Origin of the sequence: Finegoldia sp. BIOML-A4 (genome assembly GCF_009679635.1) — a bacterium.
Classification (GTDB): domain Bacteria; phylum Bacillota; class Clostridia; order Tissierellales; family Peptoniphilaceae; genus Finegoldia; species Finegoldia magna.
Genome location: NZ_WKZC01000007.1, coordinates 1 through 23,092 on the forward strand (window position 1 = coordinate 1; position 23,092 = coordinate 23,092).

General features: G+C 30.1%; 22 protein-coding genes and 4 pseudogenes. 3 read left to right on the forward strand and 23 right to left on the reverse strand.

From position 1 onward, the window contains the following. Positions 1-257: 257 nt before the first annotated feature. The 14 genes and pseudogenes from GKG01_RS06355 to GKG01_RS06410 form a co-directional block, all read right to left on the reverse strand. Positions 258-686: a hypothetical protein gene (locus GKG01_RS06355; RefSeq protein WP_154271848.1), complete on the reverse strand. Its 429-nt coding sequence runs from the start codon at positions 684-686 to the stop codon at positions 258-260. Between the two features lie 352 nt (positions 687-1,038). Further along, on the reverse strand, positions 1,039-2,067 hold the full coding sequence (locus GKG01_RS06360) for a S66 peptidase family protein (protein ID WP_154271849.1): 1,029 nt from the start codon (positions 2,065-2,067) through the stop codon (positions 1,039-1,041). 143 nt (positions 2,068-2,210) lie between these two features. Next, on the reverse strand, positions 2,211-3,365 hold the full coding sequence (locus tag GKG01_RS06365) for an ATP-binding protein (protein WP_102164323.1): 1,155 nt from the start codon (positions 3,363-3,365) through the stop codon (positions 2,211-2,213). Positions 3,366-3,444: 79 nt separating this feature from the next. Then, on the reverse strand, positions 3,445-3,741 hold the full coding sequence (locus tag GKG01_RS06370) for a hypothetical protein (RefSeq protein ID WP_102164322.1): 297 nt from the start codon (positions 3,739-3,741) through the stop codon (positions 3,445-3,447). A gap of 4 nt (positions 3,742-3,745) precedes the next feature. Further along, positions 3,746-4,432 (reverse strand): head maturation protease, ClpP-related, encoded by a 687-nt coding sequence (locus GKG01_RS06375; RefSeq protein ID WP_154271850.1) that lies wholly within the window; start codon positions 4,430-4,432, stop codon positions 3,746-3,748. Then, positions 4,419-5,666, reverse strand: a complete 1,248-nt coding sequence (locus tag GKG01_RS06380) for a phage portal protein (RefSeq protein WP_102164320.1) — start codon at positions 5,664-5,666, stop codon at positions 4,419-4,421. Before GKG01_RS06380 ends, GKG01_RS06375 begins: the two co-directional genes overlap by 14 nt. A gap of 81 nt (positions 5,667-5,747) precedes the next feature. Further along, positions 5,748-6,367 (reverse strand): annotated as a pseudogene (locus GKG01_RS06385) (HEAT repeat domain-containing protein). Positions 6,368-6,415: 48 nt separating this feature from the next. Beyond that, positions 6,416-6,919, reverse strand: a pseudogene (locus GKG01_RS06390) (terminase TerL endonuclease subunit); the annotation flags it as partial. A 145-nt stretch (positions 6,920-7,064) separates the two neighbouring features. After that, a complete protein-coding gene (locus tag GKG01_RS06395) occupies positions 7,065-7,808 on the reverse strand; it encodes an ADP-ribosyltransferase (protein WP_154271852.1) in 744 nt (247 codons plus the stop codon). Continuing rightward, positions 7,726-8,256 (reverse strand): recombinase family protein, encoded by a 531-nt coding sequence (locus GKG01_RS09155; protein ID WP_241684755.1) that lies wholly within the window; start codon positions 8,254-8,256, stop codon positions 7,726-7,728. The genes GKG01_RS06395 and GKG01_RS09155 overlap by 83 nt, the downstream gene beginning before the upstream one ends. A gap of 51 nt (positions 8,257-8,307) precedes the next feature. Further along, positions 8,308-8,442, reverse strand: a complete 135-nt coding sequence (locus GKG01_RS09260; RefSeq protein WP_256369391.1) for a recombinase family protein — start codon at positions 8,440-8,442, stop codon at positions 8,308-8,310. Positions 8,443-8,444: 2 nt separating this feature from the next. Beyond that, a complete protein-coding gene (locus GKG01_RS09265; RefSeq protein WP_256369392.1) occupies positions 8,445-8,669 on the reverse strand; it encodes a recombinase family protein in 225 nt (74 codons plus the stop codon). Between the two features lie 235 nt (positions 8,670-8,904). Further along, entirely contained in the window at positions 8,905-10,578 is a 1,674-nt protein-coding gene (locus GKG01_RS06405) for a recombinase family protein (RefSeq protein ID WP_154271853.1), read from the reverse strand. 87 nt (positions 10,579-10,665) lie between these two features. After that, positions 10,666-10,839, reverse strand: a complete 174-nt coding sequence (locus tag GKG01_RS06410) for a hypothetical protein (RefSeq protein ID WP_000282420.1) — start codon at positions 10,837-10,839, stop codon at positions 10,666-10,668. A gap of 140 nt (positions 10,840-10,979) precedes the next feature. On the opposite strand from GKG01_RS06410, the gene GKG01_RS06415 reads away from it, so the two are divergent. Continuing rightward, a complete protein-coding gene (locus GKG01_RS06415) occupies positions 10,980-11,576 on the forward strand; it encodes a hypothetical protein (protein WP_000711069.1) in 597 nt (198 codons plus the stop codon). Between the two features lie 68 nt (positions 11,577-11,644). Here the strand turns inward: GKG01_RS06415 and GKG01_RS06420 are convergent, their stop codons facing one another. Together GKG01_RS06420 and GKG01_RS06425 are read right to left on the reverse strand one after the other, a co-directional pair. Continuing rightward, complete coding sequence (locus tag GKG01_RS06420; protein ID WP_000599722.1) at positions 11,645-12,001, reverse strand: hypothetical protein; 357 nt, start codon at positions 11,999-12,001, stop codon at positions 11,645-11,647. Between the two features lie 222 nt (positions 12,002-12,223). Then, positions 12,224-13,378, reverse strand: a complete 1,155-nt coding sequence (locus tag GKG01_RS06425; protein WP_000687657.1) for a hypothetical protein — start codon at positions 13,376-13,378, stop codon at positions 12,224-12,226. Between the two features lie 595 nt (positions 13,379-13,973). Between GKG01_RS06425 and GKG01_RS06430 the strand changes: the two genes are divergently transcribed. Continuing rightward, a complete protein-coding gene (locus GKG01_RS06430; protein WP_000009490.1) occupies positions 13,974-14,954 on the forward strand; it encodes a site-specific integrase in 981 nt (326 codons plus the stop codon). 81 nt (positions 14,955-15,035) lie between these two features. Then, positions 15,036-15,353 (forward strand): annotated as a pseudogene (locus GKG01_RS09165) (hypothetical protein); the annotation flags it as partial. 73 nt (positions 15,354-15,426) lie between these two features. Here the strand turns inward: GKG01_RS09165 and GKG01_RS06435 are convergent. The 7 genes and pseudogenes from GKG01_RS06435 to rlmD form a co-directional block, all read right to left on the reverse strand. Continuing rightward, positions 15,427-15,756, reverse strand: a complete 330-nt coding sequence (locus tag GKG01_RS06435) for a hypothetical protein (protein ID WP_000359188.1) — start codon at positions 15,754-15,756, stop codon at positions 15,427-15,429. Positions 15,757-16,405: 649 nt separating this feature from the next. Beyond that, positions 16,406-16,789, reverse strand: coding sequence for a hypothetical protein (locus GKG01_RS06440; protein WP_001027813.1), 384 nt, complete (start codon positions 16,787-16,789; stop codon positions 16,406-16,408). Between the two features lie 15 nt (positions 16,790-16,804). Continuing rightward, positions 16,805-17,494: a hypothetical protein gene (locus tag GKG01_RS06445; protein ID WP_154271897.1), complete on the reverse strand. Its 690-nt coding sequence runs from the start codon at positions 17,492-17,494 to the stop codon at positions 16,805-16,807. A 424-nt stretch (positions 17,495-17,918) separates the two neighbouring features. Continuing rightward, entirely contained in the window at positions 17,919-18,650 is a 732-nt protein-coding gene (gene erm(A) / locus GKG01_RS06450) for a 23S rRNA (adenine(2058)-N(6))-methyltransferase Erm(A) (RefSeq protein WP_000810833.1), read from the reverse strand. A gap of 587 nt (positions 18,651-19,237) precedes the next feature. Next, the gene (locus GKG01_RS06460; RefSeq protein WP_110058726.1) at positions 19,238-19,717 is read right to left on the reverse strand and encodes a Csac_0668 family 2Fe-2S cluster-binding (seleno)protein; all 480 of its coding nucleotides are present in this window, start codon (positions 19,715-19,717) and stop codon (positions 19,238-19,240) included. A 398-nt stretch (positions 19,718-20,115) separates the two neighbouring features. Continuing rightward, positions 20,116-21,050, reverse strand: a pseudogene (locus GKG01_RS09170) (IS3 family transposase); the annotation flags it as partial. Between the two features lie 372 nt (positions 21,051-21,422). Further along, positions 21,423-22,913, reverse strand: coding sequence for a 23S rRNA (uracil(1939)-C(5))-methyltransferase RlmD (rlmD, locus tag GKG01_RS06480; protein WP_154271857.1), 1,491 nt, complete (start codon positions 22,911-22,913; stop codon positions 21,423-21,425). Positions 22,914-23,092 lie beyond the last annotated feature (179 nt).

Here is a 23,092-nt window from a genome sequence, read left to right on the forward strand (position 1 = left end):
GAATATATTATCAAACATTTTTCTGCAATATTTTTCTTTTCTCCATAAAAGTCTTTTAGACTGATAAGTGGCTCTGTGTCTTTATCAAAACTATCTATTATCATAGTTTCACCTCTTAACTTATATACTATTTTATAGCAATCACATTACCTTGACAACAACACAATTGATTCAGCCGTCGAATCTTGCCAATCGAAGCACCTTCTAAATTTAAGTATAAGAAAAGCACCTACTTTTGTAGATGCTAAAATTATTTATTATTCCGGAACTATTACCATTTCTGAGTCATTATTTACAAATGCATAAATTGGGTATCCAAAACCATCATTACTTTCTATTACATATTCAACTAATAATCTAATAAAAAATTCAATCCAATCTTGCGATGGTTTTTCCGCTCCCTCTTCTTGTTCTGTTATCCAAATTCTCGATGCTAATTTCAAATCTTTCTTATAAAGCGCTATTCCTAAAGTTGAATTGTAAAAATCAAAAGAACAATTGAAAATTATTAAATCATCTTCTTCATTGTCTCTTAAAACATCTTCTTTTATATCATCGGGAATACTCCCTATGGTAATCATTACCCTCCCCAATATCTTACCGGATTCTTTTTCAAACTTCTCAATTTTACCTTGCTCTATAAGTGAGTCTTCTAATCTTTTAAAAGATGATGGGTCTATTAACATTTCGACTTCTCCTTTAATAAAATTTACTATTTTAACTTGTCTTTATATCTATACCCATATTAAAAAACAATCAATCCTCTATCATCATAAACTGATTGATTTTCAGCCATTAAGAACATTCCTACTCATCTATACTAGACATCAATACCTCACTCTCAGAGGTCGTTTTCTTACAAATCGATGTCCTTTAATAGCATCTCTTGAAGATTCTTGGCTTGAGTGATCAGTATGAATAATTTTCAATGTTTTTCAAAAATCTCGTATGGGTAATAGCTCAATCAGTAAATATCTTGTAATATATTACGTCATTCGAAAGTAAAGAAAAACAACTCATAGCTCAGCTCAATTTTGTTTAATAACTAAAGGAGATCATTTGTTTACTTACATTTACTTCTGCTTCTACCCCAAAAGGAATTATACATCTTGGAGTTGAGTGTCCAATATTTATATTATAGACAATAGGTAAATCTTTATTAGTGATTTCTTCTAATAAAATAGATTTATACTCCTCGTAATAGATTTCATTTTGAGGTTTTCCTACTAATACTCCTGCTAATACATCAAATAATCCGTAGTCTTTTAGAGCACGTATCATTTTCCTATATAAATCTGGTTTTGATTTTTCTTCGCTTGATTCTATTAGTAAAATCTTATTCTCCCATTCCTCAAGGGTTGGAAATAAATTATATTTGCTACAAATTTCTACTGTATCGTTAAATCTAGAATTATCGAACATATCATATATTGTTTCTATGCATCCGCCTAAAATTTTTCCACTAAATATAGGATTTCCTCTTAAAAGCTCAAAACCGGTATTAGGATGACTTTTCATTTCTACTCCAATAGCTTTATCGCCAAAATCTTCCCTTGCCTCATACCAAACTTCACTAGGATGTATCTCATTTATTTTTCCTGTTTTTATAAGTTCCAAAAAGTATTTTTCTGTATAAGCTAACATATTAGCAGATAGTTCGCACACATCGGGCAAGAAAGCCTGACCATAAAATGTTCTTATGCCAAGCTTATTTAGCATAAAGTGATTCATTGTTGAGTCAGAAAAGCCTAAAAAAAGTTTTTGTTTAACAATATTTTTTAATCTATCTCTTTCAAATAAATAAGGAGCTAATCTATAGGTATCTTCTCCACCAATAGCACATAAAATCATATCAATAGTGTCATCTTCAAAAGCAAGCAGCAAATCATCTGCCCTAGCTTCCGGATGATTCTTTAAAAAATCAATGCCTTTCAAAGAATTAGGTAAAAACTCTATTTCGACTCCTAGCTTATTTAATCTGTCTATTCCTATTTTTATTTCATGCTCAACAAAACTTTCTCCCAAAACACCACTTGATAAGCTCACAACTCCTATTTTCTTTATCATTATTTCCTCCAAATTTCTAAATAAAGTAAAAATATCCTATGTTCTTATTTTCTTGACATCATAACTACAGTCTCCACATGGCTTTAGTGGTCAGTATGAATAAATTTTAAATTTTTAGGAAAGCCTCGTATGTGGGAACATATTTATTCTGCGCTATTTCTAAATTCTTCTAACATTTTATTGAGAACTAATGCATTTTCATATTCTTCAACAAATGCCCCCTCTTTGTACTGAGGAAAATTCGGAATATTTGGCATGTGTACATTTTTTAAATATTCTTTTCTTTTATACCAACTATTCCTAACAAATTCTTTAAATTCCATACGCTCTTCTTCCGATTCAAATAATAGTACTACTTCAAAGAATTCCTGTCTAGAGAACTTATCACCAAAGGATTCTTGATAAAAGAAAAACTGATTTAATTTGTAAAGAAAAGTACCCTTCGTAAAATATCTATATGAAAAATCCCAACTAAAGCTTTTGTTTTTGTCTAATGTGATTCCATCTATTTCAGGGCAAGGCGTGAAGTACCTACCTCCATCTAAAGCAACCCCACCTAATTCTTTCAATAATGTCTGATGATATTTAAATTTTATATCATACCAATGTGGCCTTGAGTCTGTTTGAGAAAAAAGATAATATTCATATCCATCTCTTTCATCTCTAGCGCTTTCATATTCTATAGTGAATTCTGGAAAATACTTATAATACTTCTGCATCTCACCATTTGGACCATCATTCCAATTTTCATAGTCTTCAAGATAAATCTCTAATCTCTCTAATACTGATTGAGTTAATCCGAATCTCTTCTTCCATAAAAATTCAACTTTATCTACATCTGCTGATCTATCTATAGGTGTATTAGTATCTTGAATTCTCGTATAAATATAATTTGCTCTAATTTCCTGAAATTTATCTGTCAAATAATACGGTGTGTTATTTTCATTTAATATTACTATTACATCAATTGTTTTACTTGATATTTGATAGCTTTTTACATATACCGTTGGCCTTAAACCACCTGCGAATTTTTTGTCTTTTAGAAAATCAACTATATTTTGAGTGTTTTTTCTTCCATTGTCTTCACTCACATCTCTAAGATTATAATTATCATCTTCGTTGACACCTATTATTATAAAAGCATCTCTACTATCTAAATTATTAGACATGCAAATAATATCATGAAGTAAGTCTTGCTTTCCTTTATTATCAGATTTATACCATTCTTTCTTAAAATCCCAGTGCCCACCTTCCTGCCTAAGATTCATCAATTCCAATATTTCTTCTAGTTCAACCATATACCTTCTCCACAAATATTTATTATTTATATTATATCATTTGTAGGCAAAGAAAAAACAGCCCAATAATAGGAGCTGTTTACTGATTAATCTCTACTTCAAGTCCAGATTTAAAAATTACTTTAAACATTTCATCATAAACTATAATCTTCTTTATAAGTTTCCTTACCAAGTCTTCATCGTATCTTTCTATTTCTAATTCTTGATTATCTAAAAACTCTTCTAATTCTATTAGTCTGCTTTGTTCATTCTTCTCTTCATATGTCTTGAAGTCTTCATCAGACATTAGGCCCTTTTCATCTTTCTTAGTTTCAGCAAATGCCTTTGCCTCATCCCAAGCTTTAGTTCTCTTTTCCATTAGTTCTTTTAAGTTCATATAATTACCTCCAAGTATTTTTAATTTTGTTTAATCTTTCTTCTACCTCATTCATTGAGTGAGTTTTTACTTCTTTATTTATCTTTGTTAAAAGCGAGTTTGTAACTGCTCGCCTTGAAAAGACCATGTTCGTGACTTTCTCATCTTTTCTTTTGTCAGTGAGAGTTCCATCACAAAAACCCATCTCAATGGCCTTATTCTTATCAAACCAAGTTTCTCCATCCATTAGATTTGAAATCTCTTCTCTGGATAAACTTGTCTTAATCTCATAGGCAATGATGATTGATTCCTTAACTTCCTTTAACATATCTATAGCTTTTTGCATTTCTTTTGAGTCGCCGATTGCTACAGTTAAGGGATTATGAATCATCATTAATGATGTAGGACTCATCAAAACTTCAGTTCCTGCCATAGCAATGACCGATGCTGCTGATGCTGCAAGCCCGTCAATCTTAACGGTTACATTTCCCTCATGTTCTAAAAGCATGGTGTAAATTCTTGATGCTGCAATGCAATCTCCACCAGGGGAATTAATCCACACAGTTATGTCTCCACTTTTGTTTTTTAATTCTTCAAAAAAGAGCCTTGGCGTGATTTCATCATCAAACCAAGACTCTTCTGCAATAACTCCATCTATATAAAGTTCATTTGAATCCTTTTTCCAGTTCCAAAATATTTTATTGTTCTTCATTCTCGGTATTCTTACCTCCGTTTCTTTTACTCTCATAGAATGACCCTGCCTTTTCAAGTGGTAGCATATTTCCATTTACAAGATATAGGTCTCCACCTTCTTCAGCTGATATCCTATCTAGGTTTTCTAACTCTCTTATGTCATTTGCACTCATCCAGCCATTTTGTCTTCCTACAGCATATCCATTCATTCTTGATTCATAGTCTCCTCTTAGAAGTCCGTCAAGGTTGAATTTAATAAAGTAGGATTCTTTCTCCTTCTTTGTTAGTAGTACTCTTTCTAAGGATTGCTCCCAACGAACAATCCAAGGGTCAAGGGTGTATTTAACAAATTCAAGCGACTGTTGTTCTATATTTGAAAATGATGACTTCTCCAAGTCACCAATCATATGATGTGGTATTCTAAATATTCTTGCTATCTCATTTAACTGAAACTTTCTAGTTTCCAAAAACTGGGCCTCACTTGGTGCTATAGCTATGGGTTGGTATTTCATTCCTTCTTCCAGTACAGCCACTTTGTTGGCGTTCTTAGGCCCCTGAAAGGCAGCATTCCATGACGCTCTAACTCTTTCTGGGTCTTTAATAATTCCTGGATGTTCTAAAACTCCACCTGGTTGTGCTCCATTTTGGAAGAAAGATGCACCATAATCTTCACAAGCCATAGCCATGCCTATAGCATTTTTAGCCATGGTAATTGGTGAGTAGCCAATAAGTCCATCAAAACCAAGTCCTGGAATATGAAGGACATCTTCTTTTAAAAGATAAACTTCTTCAGATTTATGATTGTATTTATAGAAGATTTCTCCATCTTCACTTCTCATTACAGTCATCTTGTTTGGCATTAAGGGATAAAGTCCTATGACCTCATTTCTTCCATTTCGAATTATCTGAGCATAGGCATTACCCCAAAGTAATAGATGGGTCATCAGTGTTTCTCTAAATACAAATGAAGTCATTTCATCATTAGGTTCGTCATGCAATAAGAAGTATATGGCATGATCTTTTGCTTTTTCCTTTGAATTAGAATCTCCTCTTTTATATAGATGAAGAGGAAGTCCAGCTAAGGTTTCAGCAAGAACTCTCACACATGAATAAACTGCAGTCATTTGCATAGCAGTAAACTCGTTTACATTCCTACCTGCTGTTGTCCTTCCAAATAAAAAAGACGATGAAGATATCCTCTCCCCGTCTTTAGGTTTGTCTCTCGACTTGAATATAAAATTTAAAATGTTTATATTACCACCTCCTTAAATTAGGTATGAAAAAAGCACCTACTAATGTAGATGCTGAAAAAATAAAGTTTCTTTACTTACAATTTATAAGTCAATAAACTTACTTGCTAACTTGTACACTTGATTAATTTCTTTGCTTTGTAAGTTCCAATTAAGCAATTCATTCTTAATTAACTCAGGGATTTTTTTACTGATATCTCTTAAAGCATTCCCAACCGATTTTCTTACATATTCACTCGAATCTTCTTTTAAATTGACTAATCTTTCAATAGCTTCATTCGGATTTTCTTTGAAATATGGTCTACTTGTCCATATCCTTAATCCCTCTGTTACTGCTCTCCTCGTATTCGGATTTTCATTTTCTAACCATTCATCAATTATTGGGAGTGCTTTTTCATATCCTATTTTCTTGCAAAATTCATCAAATGCCTTTGCCAATACTTCCTGAACTCTCCAATTTTCATCTTTGGAAACTTCATCTCTCATAAATGTTAAAATTTCATCGTCATCTGATAGGTGACCTAATAGAAATACGCCATACATTCTCACTTGATATACATTAGATTTATACGCTAACAATGCTAATTTTTAATGTATTGATTATCGTTAAATTTATAATCTTCTAAAGCTCTCTTTTCTTCCTCTTTGAATCCATGTTCTATCAAAGAAAATTCTTCTTCTAAACTAGATATATATTCATTCAAATTAACTCACCTCAACAACAAGTATTAGTTATTGATAATATACCCAAATTAAAAAATAATCAATCCCCTATCATCATAAACAGATATAAACAGATTCACCTGTATCATTGCCACACCTTATAGCCCTATCAAGAGCCATAATTGTAGCAATTACTCCATCTATCTTTTCTGTAGATTTTTCCTTATCTGCTTTAATGTTTCCAGCAGGATCAGTTCGTATGAAGATATTATCCATCATCCATCTTAGAACTGGATGTCCTCCATGAGCTATTTTTCTTTCGAGGGTTAGTTTCATGAGTTCTTTAGTTGGTGGAGACATATCTTTAAATCCTTGGCCAAAGGGAACAACTGTGAAACCCATACCCTCTAAGTTTTGAACCATTTGAACTGCTCCCCATCTATCAAAGGCTATTTCTCTAATGTTATATATCTCACCTAAGTCTTCTATAAATTTTTCAATAAAACCATAATGAACTACATTACTTTCTTTTGTCATGATATAGCATTGTTTTTCCAGTGTTAATAGTTGACATAGTCTTTTCTCACCTTTAACATCTATTTTTTGACATCAACGCTACCGTCTCAACATGTGATAGTTAGGTTATATCCCATCTTATTTTTATATCATATAGTAGCTATTTATCAATATTTGTCGTTATTTTTGTCTGCTCTATCTATAATTTTGATTAGGCAATTTTTATACAAAAGAAATTAATTGACATTCAAATATTTTAATAGAGTAACCTTCATCATAATATGGATATTCTATAAGCCTTAAGTAATTATTTGGTGCTAGGAGTATTTCTTCCTCATCTCTTCTAGTAACAGTATTCACATAAATCCCTACGGTGCCCTTAGGAACATATATTTTTAGTAAATAAAGTCCACTACCTCCATCGCTGTATATATTAACAATATCTTTTAATAAGCTAGTACTCATAAATCCTTTTTCTCGGGTCGGAATTGAATCTGACAATTTATTATTTCCAATTATCTCTTTAATAAATGCATCATTAACTAACCTATAAACAACTATATTATCTTTTATTTTAGGAGCGGAGCACAATGTCATTATCAATATATCAACCATCTTATCATATAAGTGTTTGTCTGAATTATATCCAAACCTTAAAATTTCGTTAATTTCTCTATAGGAATTGCCACAATAACACTCAATAGGTGCAGTTTCTGAGGTGTGATTAGCTTTTATTTTCTCAAATAACGACATAATTTCTTTATATCTTTTAGCCCAATTAGAATAATAATCCCCCCATTCTCTACACTCTTCCACTGTTAAAAACTCTTTGTATCTAGATTTATCATCTATTGTTGAATATAGGTCTCCGTATATATATTTATTATTCATATTTGTTATCCATCTCTTCATTTTTACTATTAAATTTAGAGCTATATTTTCTACTCTTTCTATTATTTTCCTCATCAAGATTACTCCTTCTTGATTTCTCTTCTTGAACCTTATTATATACTTCCTCCGTAATAATTGCTTCGTGATTGTCTTTTAGAAGGTAATAATTTTCTTTATTTACTGAATCTAAGAGCTTTACAGAACCTATATATTTTTCATTTTCTAACATGGTTTCAATACTTCTTTTTGGCCATTTGTTTTTCCCTGTTGGGGATTTAATCTTTTCTTTTTCAAGTTCTTTGACAATGCCTATGATACTTTTCCCATCTAAGTACCTATTAAATATTTTCTTGACTATTTTTGCTTGTTGGAAATTTATAATCAGCTCTCCATTTTCATCATGATCATAGCCATAGCACTTTCGATTATAAAGTTTTGATGTGCCTTGTGCCGCTCTTTGCTTCAGACCCCATCTTATACTTTCACTTCGCTGTTCGTTTTCTGATTGTGCTAAAGATTCCATAATGGATATGATCATATCTGTATCATCTTCTTGACTATCTAAGTTTTCTTGTTAGAAGATAATTCTTGCACTGGCTTGCCTTATTACTTTTAATGCTTCTAAAGCATCTACTGTATCTCTACCAAATCGACTCACGCTCTTTGTAACGATTATATTAACGTCTTCTTTCTTTATGTCTTCAAGCATTCTTAAGAATTCTTTTCTACTAGATTTAGTTTTCCTGATGCAATATCAATGTAAATATCTACAAGTTTCCAATTAGAGTAATGTGATGTAAGTCTAGTTAAAGCAGATATTTGTGCAACTAAACTATTTAACTGGTCTTTATTTGTCGTGCTGACTCGTGCATAGATTCCTACTCGCTGGATTTGGAATTGTTTTTTAGGTAGTATCAGATTTATTTTTTTATTCATATTGAACTCCTTAATTCAACCTAATTACTATTATATAATTTTTGTTATATGATAAGTAGCCTGATATTATCTATTCTGTTCACTCCACCTAAAATATCCATAGTGTCTACACACCCTGCAATAATCTGCACTTGATATGTTCCCACAAGGTATTTTACAAAAAGAAAAATGGCTTTTAGGATTTCTTCTAAAGCTCCAAAAGCCTTTGATTTCAACACTTTTATAGCCCATTTTCTTATTTTCTTGACATCAATACCACCGTCTCGACATTATCTTTATTGTCCAAACCAAAGTCAATCTCATTATCTATAAGCGGAAGCTTGAAAACAACCGATTTTATCCAAGTGTCCTTTTCTGTTTTTTCGTCATAAATTTGAATTTCTTCTATCATTTCGTTAAGTAATCTCTTCTTGTCGATATCTGAAAGAACTGTATAAAGGCTATTAAAATTTACAAGAATCTTATAAATATTATCCGAGGTTATTTTTTCTTCAAGAATTGCCTCTTTCCTTTTTCTGCTATCATTTAACTGCATTTCTGCATATTCTAACTGGTCATATATAGCATCAAGTCTAAGATTTAAATCGGTGTATTTTCTATCATAATGTTTATCTTCAAAATTTAAAGAATCTATTTGATTAATTAGTGATGCTTTTGTACCTGTTAATTGCCTAATCTTCGCTAAGTGCTTATTAATAACTTCATCAATTTCTTTTGTGTCTATTTGAATATTGATTTTTTCTTCAATTTTTTTGGCAAAAGTAGGATTACTAACTACTTGAGTAATTATTGTTTCAACTTCTTTTTCAATTAATTCAGCTCTAATTTGTTTATTAAAAGTACATTTATGTCCATTCATCATTTGTCTATGTTTACAACCGTAATAGTAATAATCTTTGTAATGCTCTCCTTCTTTGTTTTTATTACGTTTACGGCTTTTGTTTCCATACAAACCAGCACCACAATATGGGCATTTTATTAGATTTGATAAGATATGAACTCTCTCATCTTTTCCTCTATTTATCTTCTCATACTTTTTAGCTTGAGATTTTCTTTTTTCCTGTACTGTATTCCACAACTCATCATCAATTAAAGCTTCATGATTTCCTTGAGCTATAATATAATGATCAGATTTTTCTAATTTAATTTTACCAGTAGTTTTATCTTTAATTGTTTTTCTTCTTCCATATGCAATTTTCCCATTATATACAGGATTATCCAATATTTGTCTTATTAAACTAGCTGAAAAATATGGATTCTTGCCATTTTGTCTTATAGGTTTATTAATACCTAAAGAAACTAAATACTTAGATACTCCATTGGCTCCCATATCTGAATTAGCATATAAATCAAAAATCATCCTTACTGCTTTAGCTTCATCTTCATTAACAACTAATTCTCCATTATCTAATGAATAGCCAATTGGAGCAAAACCACCATTCCATTTTCCTTCTCTTGCCTTTTGTTTCCTTCCTTCCATAGTTTGAGAAAGTATATTTTCACGTTCCATTTCTGCTACTGCCGATAGAATTGTTATAACAAGCTTTCCAGAATCTTTAGAACTATCTAAACTATCATCAACACAAATCAGATTTACATTATGATTTTCCATGACTTGCAATGACTGCAATACATCCGCTGCATTTCTTCCAAATCTAGATAATTTAAAAACCATTACATAATCAACTTTATCTTTTTCAGCTTCTATATCATTAAGCATAGCTATGAATTCATTTCTACCTGAAATAGATGTTCCTGATTTTCCAGCATCTTTATAGGTTTCTATTATTTCTATACCATAAGCTTTTGCATACTGTTTTATTCTTTCTTCCTGAGCATCAAGTGAGTAACCGTCAATTTGCATAGATGTTGACACTCTTGTATATACATACGCCTTTTTATTTTTCATTTTTCCACCTTTAGTTTGGACATATTTTCACGTTATAGTTATACCTATATTTTACATAAATCATAATATAAAAGTCAATACAATAACCTAATCCGATGAATTAATATTATCCTCATTTTTATTTTTTTCTGAACATCTTGGCGGTACTTCCAATTTTTCAAAATCTAACTGATCTGCATACTTTTCTATTAATTCTTGTAAGAGACGTGCCAACCCATCTAATTCATAAGAACAATCTTTTACGCTATTTTTATTATACAAGGTAAATTGCCTCCTAATTTTGATTTCACCTTGTATATGTCAGAAAAAAGTATTGATTCGTGTTTTTCTCCACACAGACTTTTTTATTGAAAATCTTTTAATGCATATATTCAATAGTTAATTGAAGAAAGGAGTAAAAAATGAAAAAAGATAGGAAAATTCCACTATTAAACGAGTTTTATTGCCGCGGAAGGATTGTAGGAAAAGGAGGTTTTAAGGAAAGAAATCCATACTTAACAATCTTTATTAATGGGAAAAGAGAGCCAAATTATATGAAAGTATACTTTGAATCTATAGATATTCATGATTTTAAAATGAATCAAACTGTTTATATTACAGGTTTTGTGAAAAGCCCTGTCATTCCCTATTTATATGAAGGTAGAAAAGAACAGTATTTTCTTGGTGAAAAAATAGTCTTAGAGAACACTTTGTTATCAGAAGCCTTTGAAATAGAAAATATAGGTTTTTCTTTTAAAAACCCATTTTCACGAGTTTTTCTTAGCGGTTCTATCTTAAGCATCAAAGAGTTCAATAATTGGATTACGATTCAAGTGCGAGACTATAGAGAGCAAGTAATTACACTTCAATACTCTAAAAACATGCGTGTAAATGATGTTTCGCTCGAAATAAATGACTTTGTTTTCGTATCGGCAATACTAGTCTCTGCAAGGAAAAATTATGATGAAATTACAGTTGACTATGAGGATTTAATAGTGGATGATTTAGCTGTGAATTAAAAAATAAAAGCTTGAGGTTAGACAATCTCAAGCTTTTATTTTTACTAGATTTAATTATAATTTTTTAGTCACTCTCTTTGGATCTCATACACAAAGCTATGCCAGTTATTAAAGAATTTTTCATTAAACAAATGGGACAACTTTATGAAGTTTTTAAAGCCTATACTCTCTAAATCAAGCTCTATATCAAAACTTCCATAAACTTCTGCATAGCATCTTATGGTTACTATCATATCGCTTAAAAAGTACTGAAGTGACTCACCTTCTCTTTCTAGTAAAATATCTCTGACGCCATCTACACAATAATAGTGTCCTCCAACATCTAGCCACACTTCTTCACTTAAAATAGATTTTTCTACCGACATAATATTCATGACTACACTTTTAAAAACCTTATCCAACAATTCTTCTTTTTCTAATATCATAATAATTTCCTTTCCTAATATATATAGTTACTTCTTACAGTCTTTATATGTCAGAATTAATATCCAATAACAAACTTGTCGTCATTGAAAATTCTTCCTATTATTATAAGAGATTGCTACTTATCTTTTACACTAACTAAAGAGAGTAATACTTTCTTTAAATTCTACTACTTACACCAATCGAATATCTATCCTTTTTCACAATACATATCACTTCTATCCTCATTTAATGAGGTCATGAAATTGACTTTTTATACTATAAACTAAATTTTCAACTTTCTCTTTTTTATTTTTAGAATAATAAAGATACGGCTCCTTGCATAACAGTCTTTTTATATATCCTAAAATGCGCCCTTTGTTTTTATCTTTTAAAAAAACTTCACTAACAATTTCTAACAAATCATCTGAATCAAAAAGTATTTGATAACCTAATTGCCTTTCTTGAATTAGGATATCGCTAATCATTAAGCTTCCCCACTCTTTTCCTCTTCGATCCTTTTCCCTATATTTTTTAACGGCTTTCACAAGAAGGTCTCTACACATTAATTTTTGCTTTTCATATGGCTTAAAAAGATTTTTTTCTAAATATAAGAATAATTTTTGACGAAACACTTCTTCATTTAAATTAAAAAGATTTGTTTCTTCAAAAAAATCTTTAAACTTATCTGTTTTTTTTATTGTATGCTCATATCTATAAATACTCCCATTTAGTATCTCTCCATTTTCATCAACGATGACGATTTCTTTATTTTTATGCTTCTTTTTTGTTTCTTTTAATTTATCATAAAATGTAATTTTATGTCGTTGATTTTGTGCTGTTATTGTTTTGGATTCATAGCCGTCTTTCTCTTTATGGTTTTCAATATCTATGCAAATTTTCATATACGGGATAAATCTAACCAGAGTACGTAATGGGTCTTCAAAATCTTTAGTATTACCTGTCGTTAAATAATTGTAGTTAATTTCACAATAGTTAAAAATGACATTTGATATGTCTATCTCAATTTTATAATCTTCGTATAATATATTTTTAATTTCCACAACCACATCTTTTAATTCTTCTAAAGAAAAATTTTCTATATTTTGTCCTAGAATGTCCGTTGGCGAAAAATCTATTCTTGCATATAAGCCACAATCTATGTTGCAACAATTCTCTCTTCTTATCTCCAATCGCCCAATTCCTCCCCTTTCAATTCGAATGGATTTCAGTTCTTTTCTATAATAACTAAATTTCGTTATTCCATATGAGTTCTGATATAAGCTTATTAAGTGATTAATCTCATACTCGGTAACTCTTACATTCTTAAATTTCACTCTATCAAAGCCAATGCGTTGAAATTTCTCATATCTTACTAAGATGTTTTTTTCTATTTTCATAATTCCCCCATATAAAAGAAAGTTTTTAATCTATCTCTTATATGTCAGAAAATTTAATATTTTTATTTTCTACACAGGATTTCCAATAAATAAAATCTGTTTATACGGTCCATTTATGGACGTATAAACAGATTTAGGGTATTTACCAAGGATAAGTTTTTAAACTCTTTTGTTATTAAGAACCTTTTCTGACAAATTATAAATAGAAGATTGATGGTATGGAGAAAATAAAAAAGATAAGTGATCAAAAATGAGGAAACAAAGAGAGGAAGTCGCAAAATATGAAGTAAGAAAAAAATAAAAAAGATTTATAGAGCAAAAATTTTAAGTATGTAAAAAAATGTATAGTGTAGGAATTCACTTACAAAAGCATTAAATAGCAAGCCAAGCTATCAATCTAAAAATGTGTACTTTAGAGCAAGCCAAGCTCTTTAAAAAATGTGTTTTGTCTTAGATTGGACAACTTAGAAGCTTCTACGGACTCGGTAGTATAAAAAGCTTAGTCTTAACAATTAGAGTAACAAATAAGGCTCTAGAATCGTTTTTAAGAGCTTTAATTTTAAAAAGATAGTTATATATTTGAAAGGAGCATTCTATGTCTTTTAATATCACAAACAAAGCTTTTAACAAAGAATTTGGAATAATAGATGAAGAAAAGAAAAAAACTAAAAAATGGGATAAAAGAAAGCAAAAAAACATTTTAAAAAATCAGATTTATGATAGATTAACAAGAATGTTAAATGATGGTATGAGTACATCAAGAAATGACGATAAAAATGATTTATCAACTACAACAATAAATAAAATTTATAGCGTTACAACTTATAAGACATACAAAAAACAATGTTATAAATTTGCAGAATTTTTGAAAGAAAATTATCCTGAAATAAAGAAAATGCAACAAGTTAAAACAGAACACGTAAATGAATATCTGAAAAACTTAACAAATCAAGACTTATCTGCTTACTCAATTAGCACATCTAAATCAGCTATAGCAAAGGTTTTAAGAACATCATCTACAAACTTTATAGCGACAGCTCCAAGGACAAGAAAATCAATTAAAAGAAGTCGATATGAAGCTAAAAGAGATAAACACATATCAGAAGAGCTAGAAAGAAAATTTTCTAAAATAACAAGCTCTACAGGATTAAGAAAAAAAGAAATGGAAGCTGTAAGAGGGGTTGATTTAAAAGAAATCAACGGAAAATATTATGTAAAAGTTAGACAAGGAAAAGGTGGAAAAAAACGCTTAGCTTTAATCATGGGCAAAGATAAAGAAGAAACAGATGAAATAATAAATATTTTTAAAGAAGCTGGAGAGCTTAAAATAGCACCAAAATTACCTTCTCATTATGACAACCACCACTACAGAGCAGTATACGCCAAGAGAATTTATAATCATTATGCAAGACCAATAGATGAAATACCTGGTGGTTTAATTTCAGAAGGAGGAGAAAGATACATCATGAGAAATGATAGAGCTGGAGAAATATTAGATCGAAAAGCTATGTTAATAACCAGCAAATACTTAGGACATAATCGTATTGATGTAATCGCTCAATCTTATCTGTACTAAAATAAATAGATGTAGATATAAAATCTAGGTTTGGAGAAATTGATTTAAAGCTAGTTATTTTCTTATGATATACAACATCCACTGAATAAATTTTAAAAAATTGAAACTGAAATAAAGATCTTACATCATGAAGTATAAAAATGTAAAAAAACTGAATAAAACCAATTTACAGAGAAGTATTATATCGAACTTTCTATTTATAAAATAGCTACTAATGAAATTTTAGAAATCTATAAAATATTACCAAACATAAAAGAAATATTAATCAGACTCGATAAGTTGCAATAAAAAAGAATACCCTTATGCAAGAGCATTCTTTGAATAAAGAAGAATTTTCTGACCTTTTTCAGTATAGGAAAAACTATGAAAATCACTTATGGGAAGGAAGTGGAGAGATAAAATGCTATAAGCAGATAAACTTATATCTTTTTAAGATTATTTACAAAATTTTACTCTAAGCTTATTATATTACTTAAGGAGATCCTACTAGATGACCTACGAACATTGTTATAGGAAGTAATAAAATCAAAAGGATATTTAATGCCATAAACAACTTATCCTTTTCCTTTACCCCATATACTAAACCTATTAGTCCAATAATTGGCAGAAAAACATTAATGTGAAATTTATAATAATCTTTATGAATTTCATGAGCATCTATATAATTACTTGATTTGATTTTTATTTCACATCCACCATTAAATTTACAAACAACTTCATAAATACCATCACTGGAAAAATTTAATGGATATTCAACATTTTCATCATGATTTATAACTCCAATATATGCCAATTTATCCATTATTATCCACCATAAAATTTACTACTATATCTTTTAAGAGACATTTTAAAAATAAAGAAGGTTAACAAAAACAAAAATGTTCTTGATAGTAGTAGTTTTATATAATCATGTTGTAGTAAACTTAAAACTTTTATAGTCATCGGAAATGTAATATATCCACTATTAACTACTAAAAGTACCATTAATAAAATGTAATAGTTTATATAAGTAAACAAATCCTTTTTTAATAGTAATAAAATAGATAGAACTATATAACTTGCAGATAGAATTTCTAAAATTGTTAATACATTAAACTTAATACTAATTAAATACACTTCACCTGTTATAAAATAATTAATTCCTTGAAAAAAAATTTGTCCCAAAATATAAAATATTAATTCAGTCCCCAAAATAATATAAAATATCTTTCTAATATTCTTTTTCTCGTTAATTGAATATATTACCATATAGTCTTTCTGTATACATATAAACTTTTCATTTATTACATTTAATACAAAAATAGGCACCAAGAATATTAAAAATACTTGATGAGTCAAAAGACGAAATAAGGAGTTACTCTAGCACTTTTATTGTTTTTTATTACTTCCATTGCATATTCTTCTCCATCTAGTTCATCTAATTCTTTAGTTGCTACTGCCATTTTCTCAGTTTAATATAGATCCTTGCCTAGCTTATCAAAATCGCTGAAGTTATTTATAAGGCTATAGCAATGCAAGTTGAAACTTAGGCTTACTAAATCTGCCATTGTATTAGGTTCTTCTGTAAAGGTCGCAGCACAAAACTTTTCTATTTCCCTTGGACTGAACCCATCAAATCTTTTCATTAAATAGTTTAGTTCATCTATATTTACATTTTTATCAGCCAGTATATTTGAAAATCTTTCATCCCTACTGCCTTCTATATAACAGTTTGACCTTGTACTCATTTCTATTCCTAATTCATTGCATACCTCTTGTAGTTTATCTTCCTCCATTGGAATCCATATGGTTTTTCTTTTATCATCATCCCTTGATTTTTTAATAGTTATATTCAATCTTTTTCCTCCATTCTATTTATTAATTAAAAATAACTCTGTCCCGTATCTATTGATTAAGGCAGAGTTAATTATTGATTTAAATATATAGTCATCTATTAATTCCCTATCTGCTAGCTCATTGATTCTTATACACTCCTTTCCAGTTGATAGGGTCTTTGCAGTTTGGTATAAGGCATAGCCATTGGTATCTATATCCCGAAGACATATTTGTTTTAAGCCAAACTTAACATTTAAAATATGATTTTCAGAAACCTTCCATAGATTTTCATCGGCAGTAAGTAAAAATAGGATAGCAATAAATCTTGGGGATATATCATGAATATCTAGATCTTGGTTTCGAAGAAAATTATAGAATCTTTCTTTGTGGTTATGATTTAAAAAGATTTCCCCCTTGAAATTATTTGCTAGACTTTCTAATCTTTCCTTTAAATAATAATTATTTATCTTTCCAAAGCACTCTCTGACTAGATCCTTATATCTACAGCTATCCACATTGATTTTGAAGTTTGAACCAATGTGTCCACACTCCTTACAATCATCATCAACATTAATCACACCAATCTTGCAATCTCCATCACCCCCTTGGCAATTAAAATAATTATTGATGATTATTCCATTTCCTCTTGGCTGGAAATTTGGAACCATAACCATCAATTGCTCTATTCCTTCCAAGGATGTACCATACATAAATAATTTTGACATTGTTCCCAATCCTTTCTTTCTATTTTTAAGCATAAAAAAATGACGAAGTTTATTGGTCTTTAGTTGACCTAAACTTCGCCACCATATTCTCGATATTTAATCTTGATTTATATACAAATAGATGTATTAGAATATCAGATATTCTAATACATCTATTTGCTACATTTCAAATTCCTTTAAATATTATTTCTTCATTAATTAGTTGCACATATACCTACTATATCAATAAATTTTGAGTTATCATTGACTATATTAGTTGCTATTATCAGAATAGTCGTCGATAACTATATTTTCGTGCAAATATGCAAATAAGTAAAATGATAGTTATGTTATATCATAATAATTGAAAATAATAGAATGCATTTTTCAATGTAATAAGATTAAGCGTTCTCTTAAAGTTAGAGAACGCTTAATTATTTTTAATTTATTGAAATAATTTGTAACTATTGAAAACAGACAAAAATTGTTCATTGGATAATTTATCAAGATCAGTAACATTCGCATGCTTCAGCACCTGTCTTAATTGATTTTTAGTAAAAAGAACATGATATTCCCTGTTTACCCATTTATAAACGAAAAATCTATACTTTTTGTAGTCCTTCTTTAAAATAAATGGTTTATGCCTTTCAAGTACAATCAATACAGAATCTACATTAGGCTTAGGGTGAAAATATGCTCGTGGCACTTTTTTAAGAATTTTTATATCCATTTCCACCATTAACAGCAAACCTAAAGCTCGTTGGGTATTTTGCAACCTTTTAGCAAATCCCCTCTCTACAATAAGGTAGCTATATTTCGCTTGACTATCAAAAGCAATCTTTTTTACAATATCAGTACTAATATTGTAGGGAATATTACCAAATATTTTATAGTCTGTATTTTTAGGAAAGCTAAACTTCAAAATATCCTCATGAATAACTTTTATATTCTGAAAAGGTTCAACTGCTTTTTTCGTGGCATGACATAAACCTTCATCAATCTCTATAGCATTCACCCGTTGACTCATTTCCACAAGTTCCTTGGTAAAATGTCCTTTTCCTGACCCAATTTCTATTATTTTATCTTGTTTATTGATATTCGTATATTTTAATATTTCCTTTACATGCTTTTTAGATGTAATGAAATTTTGCGTATTTTTCGGGTTTTTCTGTTTCATTATAACCTTCTCCTTGCCGGTTATAATGAACTAATCTTAAGAGCTCATTATAACCAATTATTTTTGGTTTAGTTGATAATGAAATCTCTCAATAACAAATATAGAAAACATACCCATACCTTTACATCCTTTAATTTTTTTCATTATAAATGAGATAAAGTAATATCTACTACTGCAATACATGTACACATATTTAACTCCTCCTTATGCAACTGATTATATCACTTTTAATTTCTCTATTCAATAAAGTTCTGTGCTAATCTACCTCACCCTATGGATTTTTAATCCCGAAACATCAAATGTCATCTGTCAAATGCCCTATTTAAAAGGGTCAAAAAACGGTATTTTTTAGCCTGTTTTTGACCCGATTTTCGTACTCAAACCACTACATGTTGTGGTTGACTCCTATTATTCCTTGTCCAAACCACAATACGTCATCAGAATTGCTGCTTCAACGTGTGTCGAGTTGCCTTGATAGCTATCAAAACTGCATTCTCAACCCCTAAGGTTATGGGGAACATATCCACGCTCGTAGATGGAAACATATCAAAGATTGGCTCTCGTTTGTAGGAACATATCGACTGTAATTATTTCATTTTCAAGCCTTTATCAATAGCTTCCTGAATAATCTTATGACAACAAACTCCCAACGGATTGTTTTCTTTACAATTACAATTTTTCATTGCCCCAGTGATGGCATTTACTTCTTTTACGGATTTCGCGCCATGCTTTACAACTGCTTCAATTACCTGATTTTCTGTGACTTCGCTACAATAACAAGCATACTTAGGATCTGCATCTTTCTTAAACCAGATAGGAACTCTAACTTGGTCTTTCAAGAATTTTATTTCATTATCTAAGTTATAGTAAACAACGTCGCAGTCCTCGTTCATGCAAATCTTATATTGATCTCCGTTAACAGCATTACGATAATCATCTACCACTAGATGTTCAACAGTTACTTTACTAACGGAAATCCCTTCATTATTACATACAGGACAATTGTCTTTAATTTGATCCGGCTTTTCTGTTTTGCATCCACAACAACATTCATTATTAATCTTCATATTCTTAGCCTCCATATTTTCATTATAATTTCTTTTTTAAACTAGGTAAAACCAATTTCATATACTTGTCATTTATTAATAGCGTCAAACATTTTAGCTGGTGTTAATTTACTTAGCTCCCTGTTGTCAGCCAACGCACGTGTAGCTTTTTTGTGTATAAACACATCAGCGTCATGTTACCCATTGCTCGGCATTCTTCTAATGAACCCAAATACATGGAATGGCAACTCTTTTTTAGACAATTTATAACCGAACATTATCAAGCTTGAAAGTTTCTTTAGATTATAAAATATATTCTCAGACAATCAAGGGTAAAGGCTTCGCCCAAATTTCGTTGAAATTTGCCCTTGACAGTCTGTTCATATATTTTATTTAATTTATGAAACTTCCAGAGCTTTTTATTCTCCTTTTCTATATTCTACTGGTGTTTTATATCCTAAAGATCCATGAATTCTTAGGTTATTATACCAATATACGTATTCTGCTAATTTTAGATTAAGTTCTTGGAAATTAGTAAAGCTCTCCTGATATATGAATTCTGTCTTCATTACTTTATTGACTGCTTCGCTTACTGCGTTATCATATGGGCTTCCTTTTTTACTTAGCGATCTTTTTATCCCAAATACCTTTAATATTTCTTCTATTTTTATATTTTTAAATTCTCTTCCTCTGTCTGTGTGAAATATTTTTATACGATTTAGTGGCTGCCTTATTGAGTAAAATGCTTCTGCTACTAGATTTGCATCTTTGTTTTTACCTGATGAGTATCCTATTATTTCACGGCTGTTTAAGTCTATTATTAAACATATATAATTCCATGTTTTTCCTACTCTTACATATGTTAGGTCGCTTACTATTGCTTCTAAATAGTCTCTATTGTCAAATTATCTATTTAAAAGGTTAGGGATGTCTTCTTCGTTGCATTTGGATCTTATTACTTTATATTGTGCTACTGTATAGTTTGAGACTAGGCCATTTTTCTTCATTATTCGGCATATTTTTCTTCTCGATATTTTATATCCAATTTTCCCTAGTTCTTTTTTTATTTTGCGTGTTCCATAGTTGTTTCTACTTCTTCTGAATATTTCTTTTATTTCTTCTATTAGTTTTTCATCTTCATCTAATTTCACATCTTTTTCTTTGTTCAAATGATAATAGACTAAACTTCTTGTGACCCCAAGTAGTCTACACATTGCACTAATGCTATATTTATCTCGGTTCGAGATAATGAGGTCTATTTTTTGCCTAACAGTAGTGCAGCTTGCTTTAAAATATCATTCTCCATTTCAACCTGTTTCAATTTTTTACGAAGTCTGATTATCTCTTTTTGTTTCGCATCCACATTATCAAAATGGTTACTCTAAGCAGCACACCAACTATTTATTTTTTGAGTTTTAAACTTTGGTAGGAGTCTTGAACTCTTTATATTTACATAACTATTTGCCTCTATCACTATTATGACACGAAACCCTGCACAATGATCTAAAATTTTCAATTCTAACAAGTCTTTTTCAGTATTTTTAACTTCATAAAAACCTCTTTGGCAATAATGCCTAATTCTTCTTTAGTTGTTAAAATTTTTTATTTTACCATCATCGTTCCCCTGATTTTCAATTAATCTTCTTAGGTTATATAAGAAGTACATATCTTTTTAATCTTAAAGTTTTTAAGTCTTAATTTTAAAAATTTTAATCTTAGATATTATTTAAATCATTCCAAAATGCTCTAAAGCATCTTCGATTGCTTTTTCTTTTTCTTCTGGGCAATTTGGTACTCTTTGATTTTCTTTCTTACTAAAATTATAATTTTCTCTCTCTATTAGACCATGTTTCCTTTTTATTTGTGCAATATATAGGCTTGAAACTTTTAGTCCGTATTTATCTAACACATACTTTTTAATTTCTCCATAAGTTGCGTCTTTTGAAAAGTCAATTTCAGATAATTCATCTTCCCCTATTTCTATATCTAAATGATGTTCTGTATTTAGTTTGGACAATAGAGCTACCGTCTCCACATGCATTGTCTTCGCGAACATATCCACCAATTTGACATCTCTGACTGCAAATCCATTTTCTGTTAACATCTTCAAATCTCTTGCAAGGGTTGCGGGGTCACAGGAGATGTAGACGAGTTTTTTTGCTGTGGATTTAATTATTGCGTCGACGACTTTCTCATCCATTCCTTTTCGTGGTGGGTCGACGAGGATTATATCGAAGTGCTCTTTTGTGAGTTTTCCTACGACGTTTTCTGATTTTTCTTCAATAAACTGAATGCTTTGAAGATTGTTTAGTTTTTTGTTTTGGTTGGCATCTTTTACTGCATCTTTTACGACTTCGACTCCGATTGTGTTGTTTCCATTTGCGATGTACATTGTTGTTGTTCCGATTCCGCAATAAAGGTCCAATATTCTGTCATTTGCCTCTGCATTCATCATTTGTTTTGCCGTGTCGTAGAGCAAACTTGTGTTGTATTTGTTTACTTGGAAGAATGATTTGGGACTTATTATGAATGATAAGTCTCCAATTTTATCTACAAATTGTTTTTTCCTATAAATCAAATCAAAGTTTTTATTTTTCGCATAAATTTCTACGATGCTTTCTACAGATTTTAAATTTTCTAGCATTTCATCTGATAAATAATTCATGGAGATTTGGATTTCGTCGTTGTAATTGGATCTGATTTTGATTTCCGACACGCCATTCAAATCCTGATTTTCCAACCAATTTATCATTTGATTGATTGCTTTTGATGCGATTTTGCAAGTGGATATTTGTGTTAGGTTGTGTGTTTTTCTGTTGTAATATCCAAGTTGTCCTTTTTCCACTTTCAAATCGACTTTGTTTCTGTAATAATACTCAGCGTTTGTGAGTATGTCGACATCTTTTACATCTAGTTTCGCGATTCGTTGCAATTTGTTGAGTACAGAATTTTTTTTAATTTCCAATTCTTTTTCGTATGTAATGTCTTGCATACTGCATCCGTCGCATTCGTAGTAATGCGGACATAGCGGTTCTTGTTTATGAGGTGATTGTTGTATTGTTTTTGTTTTTGTTGCAAATATCAAATTCTTTTTTTCTTTTATTTTCTTTGCTTCGATTATTTCTCCAACACTTCCTCCATCTACGAACACTGTTTTTCCTTCGTATTTTGCGACACATCTTCCGTCATCTATCATGTCTATTATTTCTAGTTTCATTTAACCACCTCTTTATCTTTTTATTATATCAAATTTAATTTTAGAATATCCAAGTAAGTAAAAACTTTATTGTAAGTTCAAAGGTTTGTTTCTTTTTTAATTTTAATAGTTGACATCTATAATGAATTTTGTTAATCTTGTAGTAACTAGTTACTGCTTAAACCAAGGAGGATTTATAC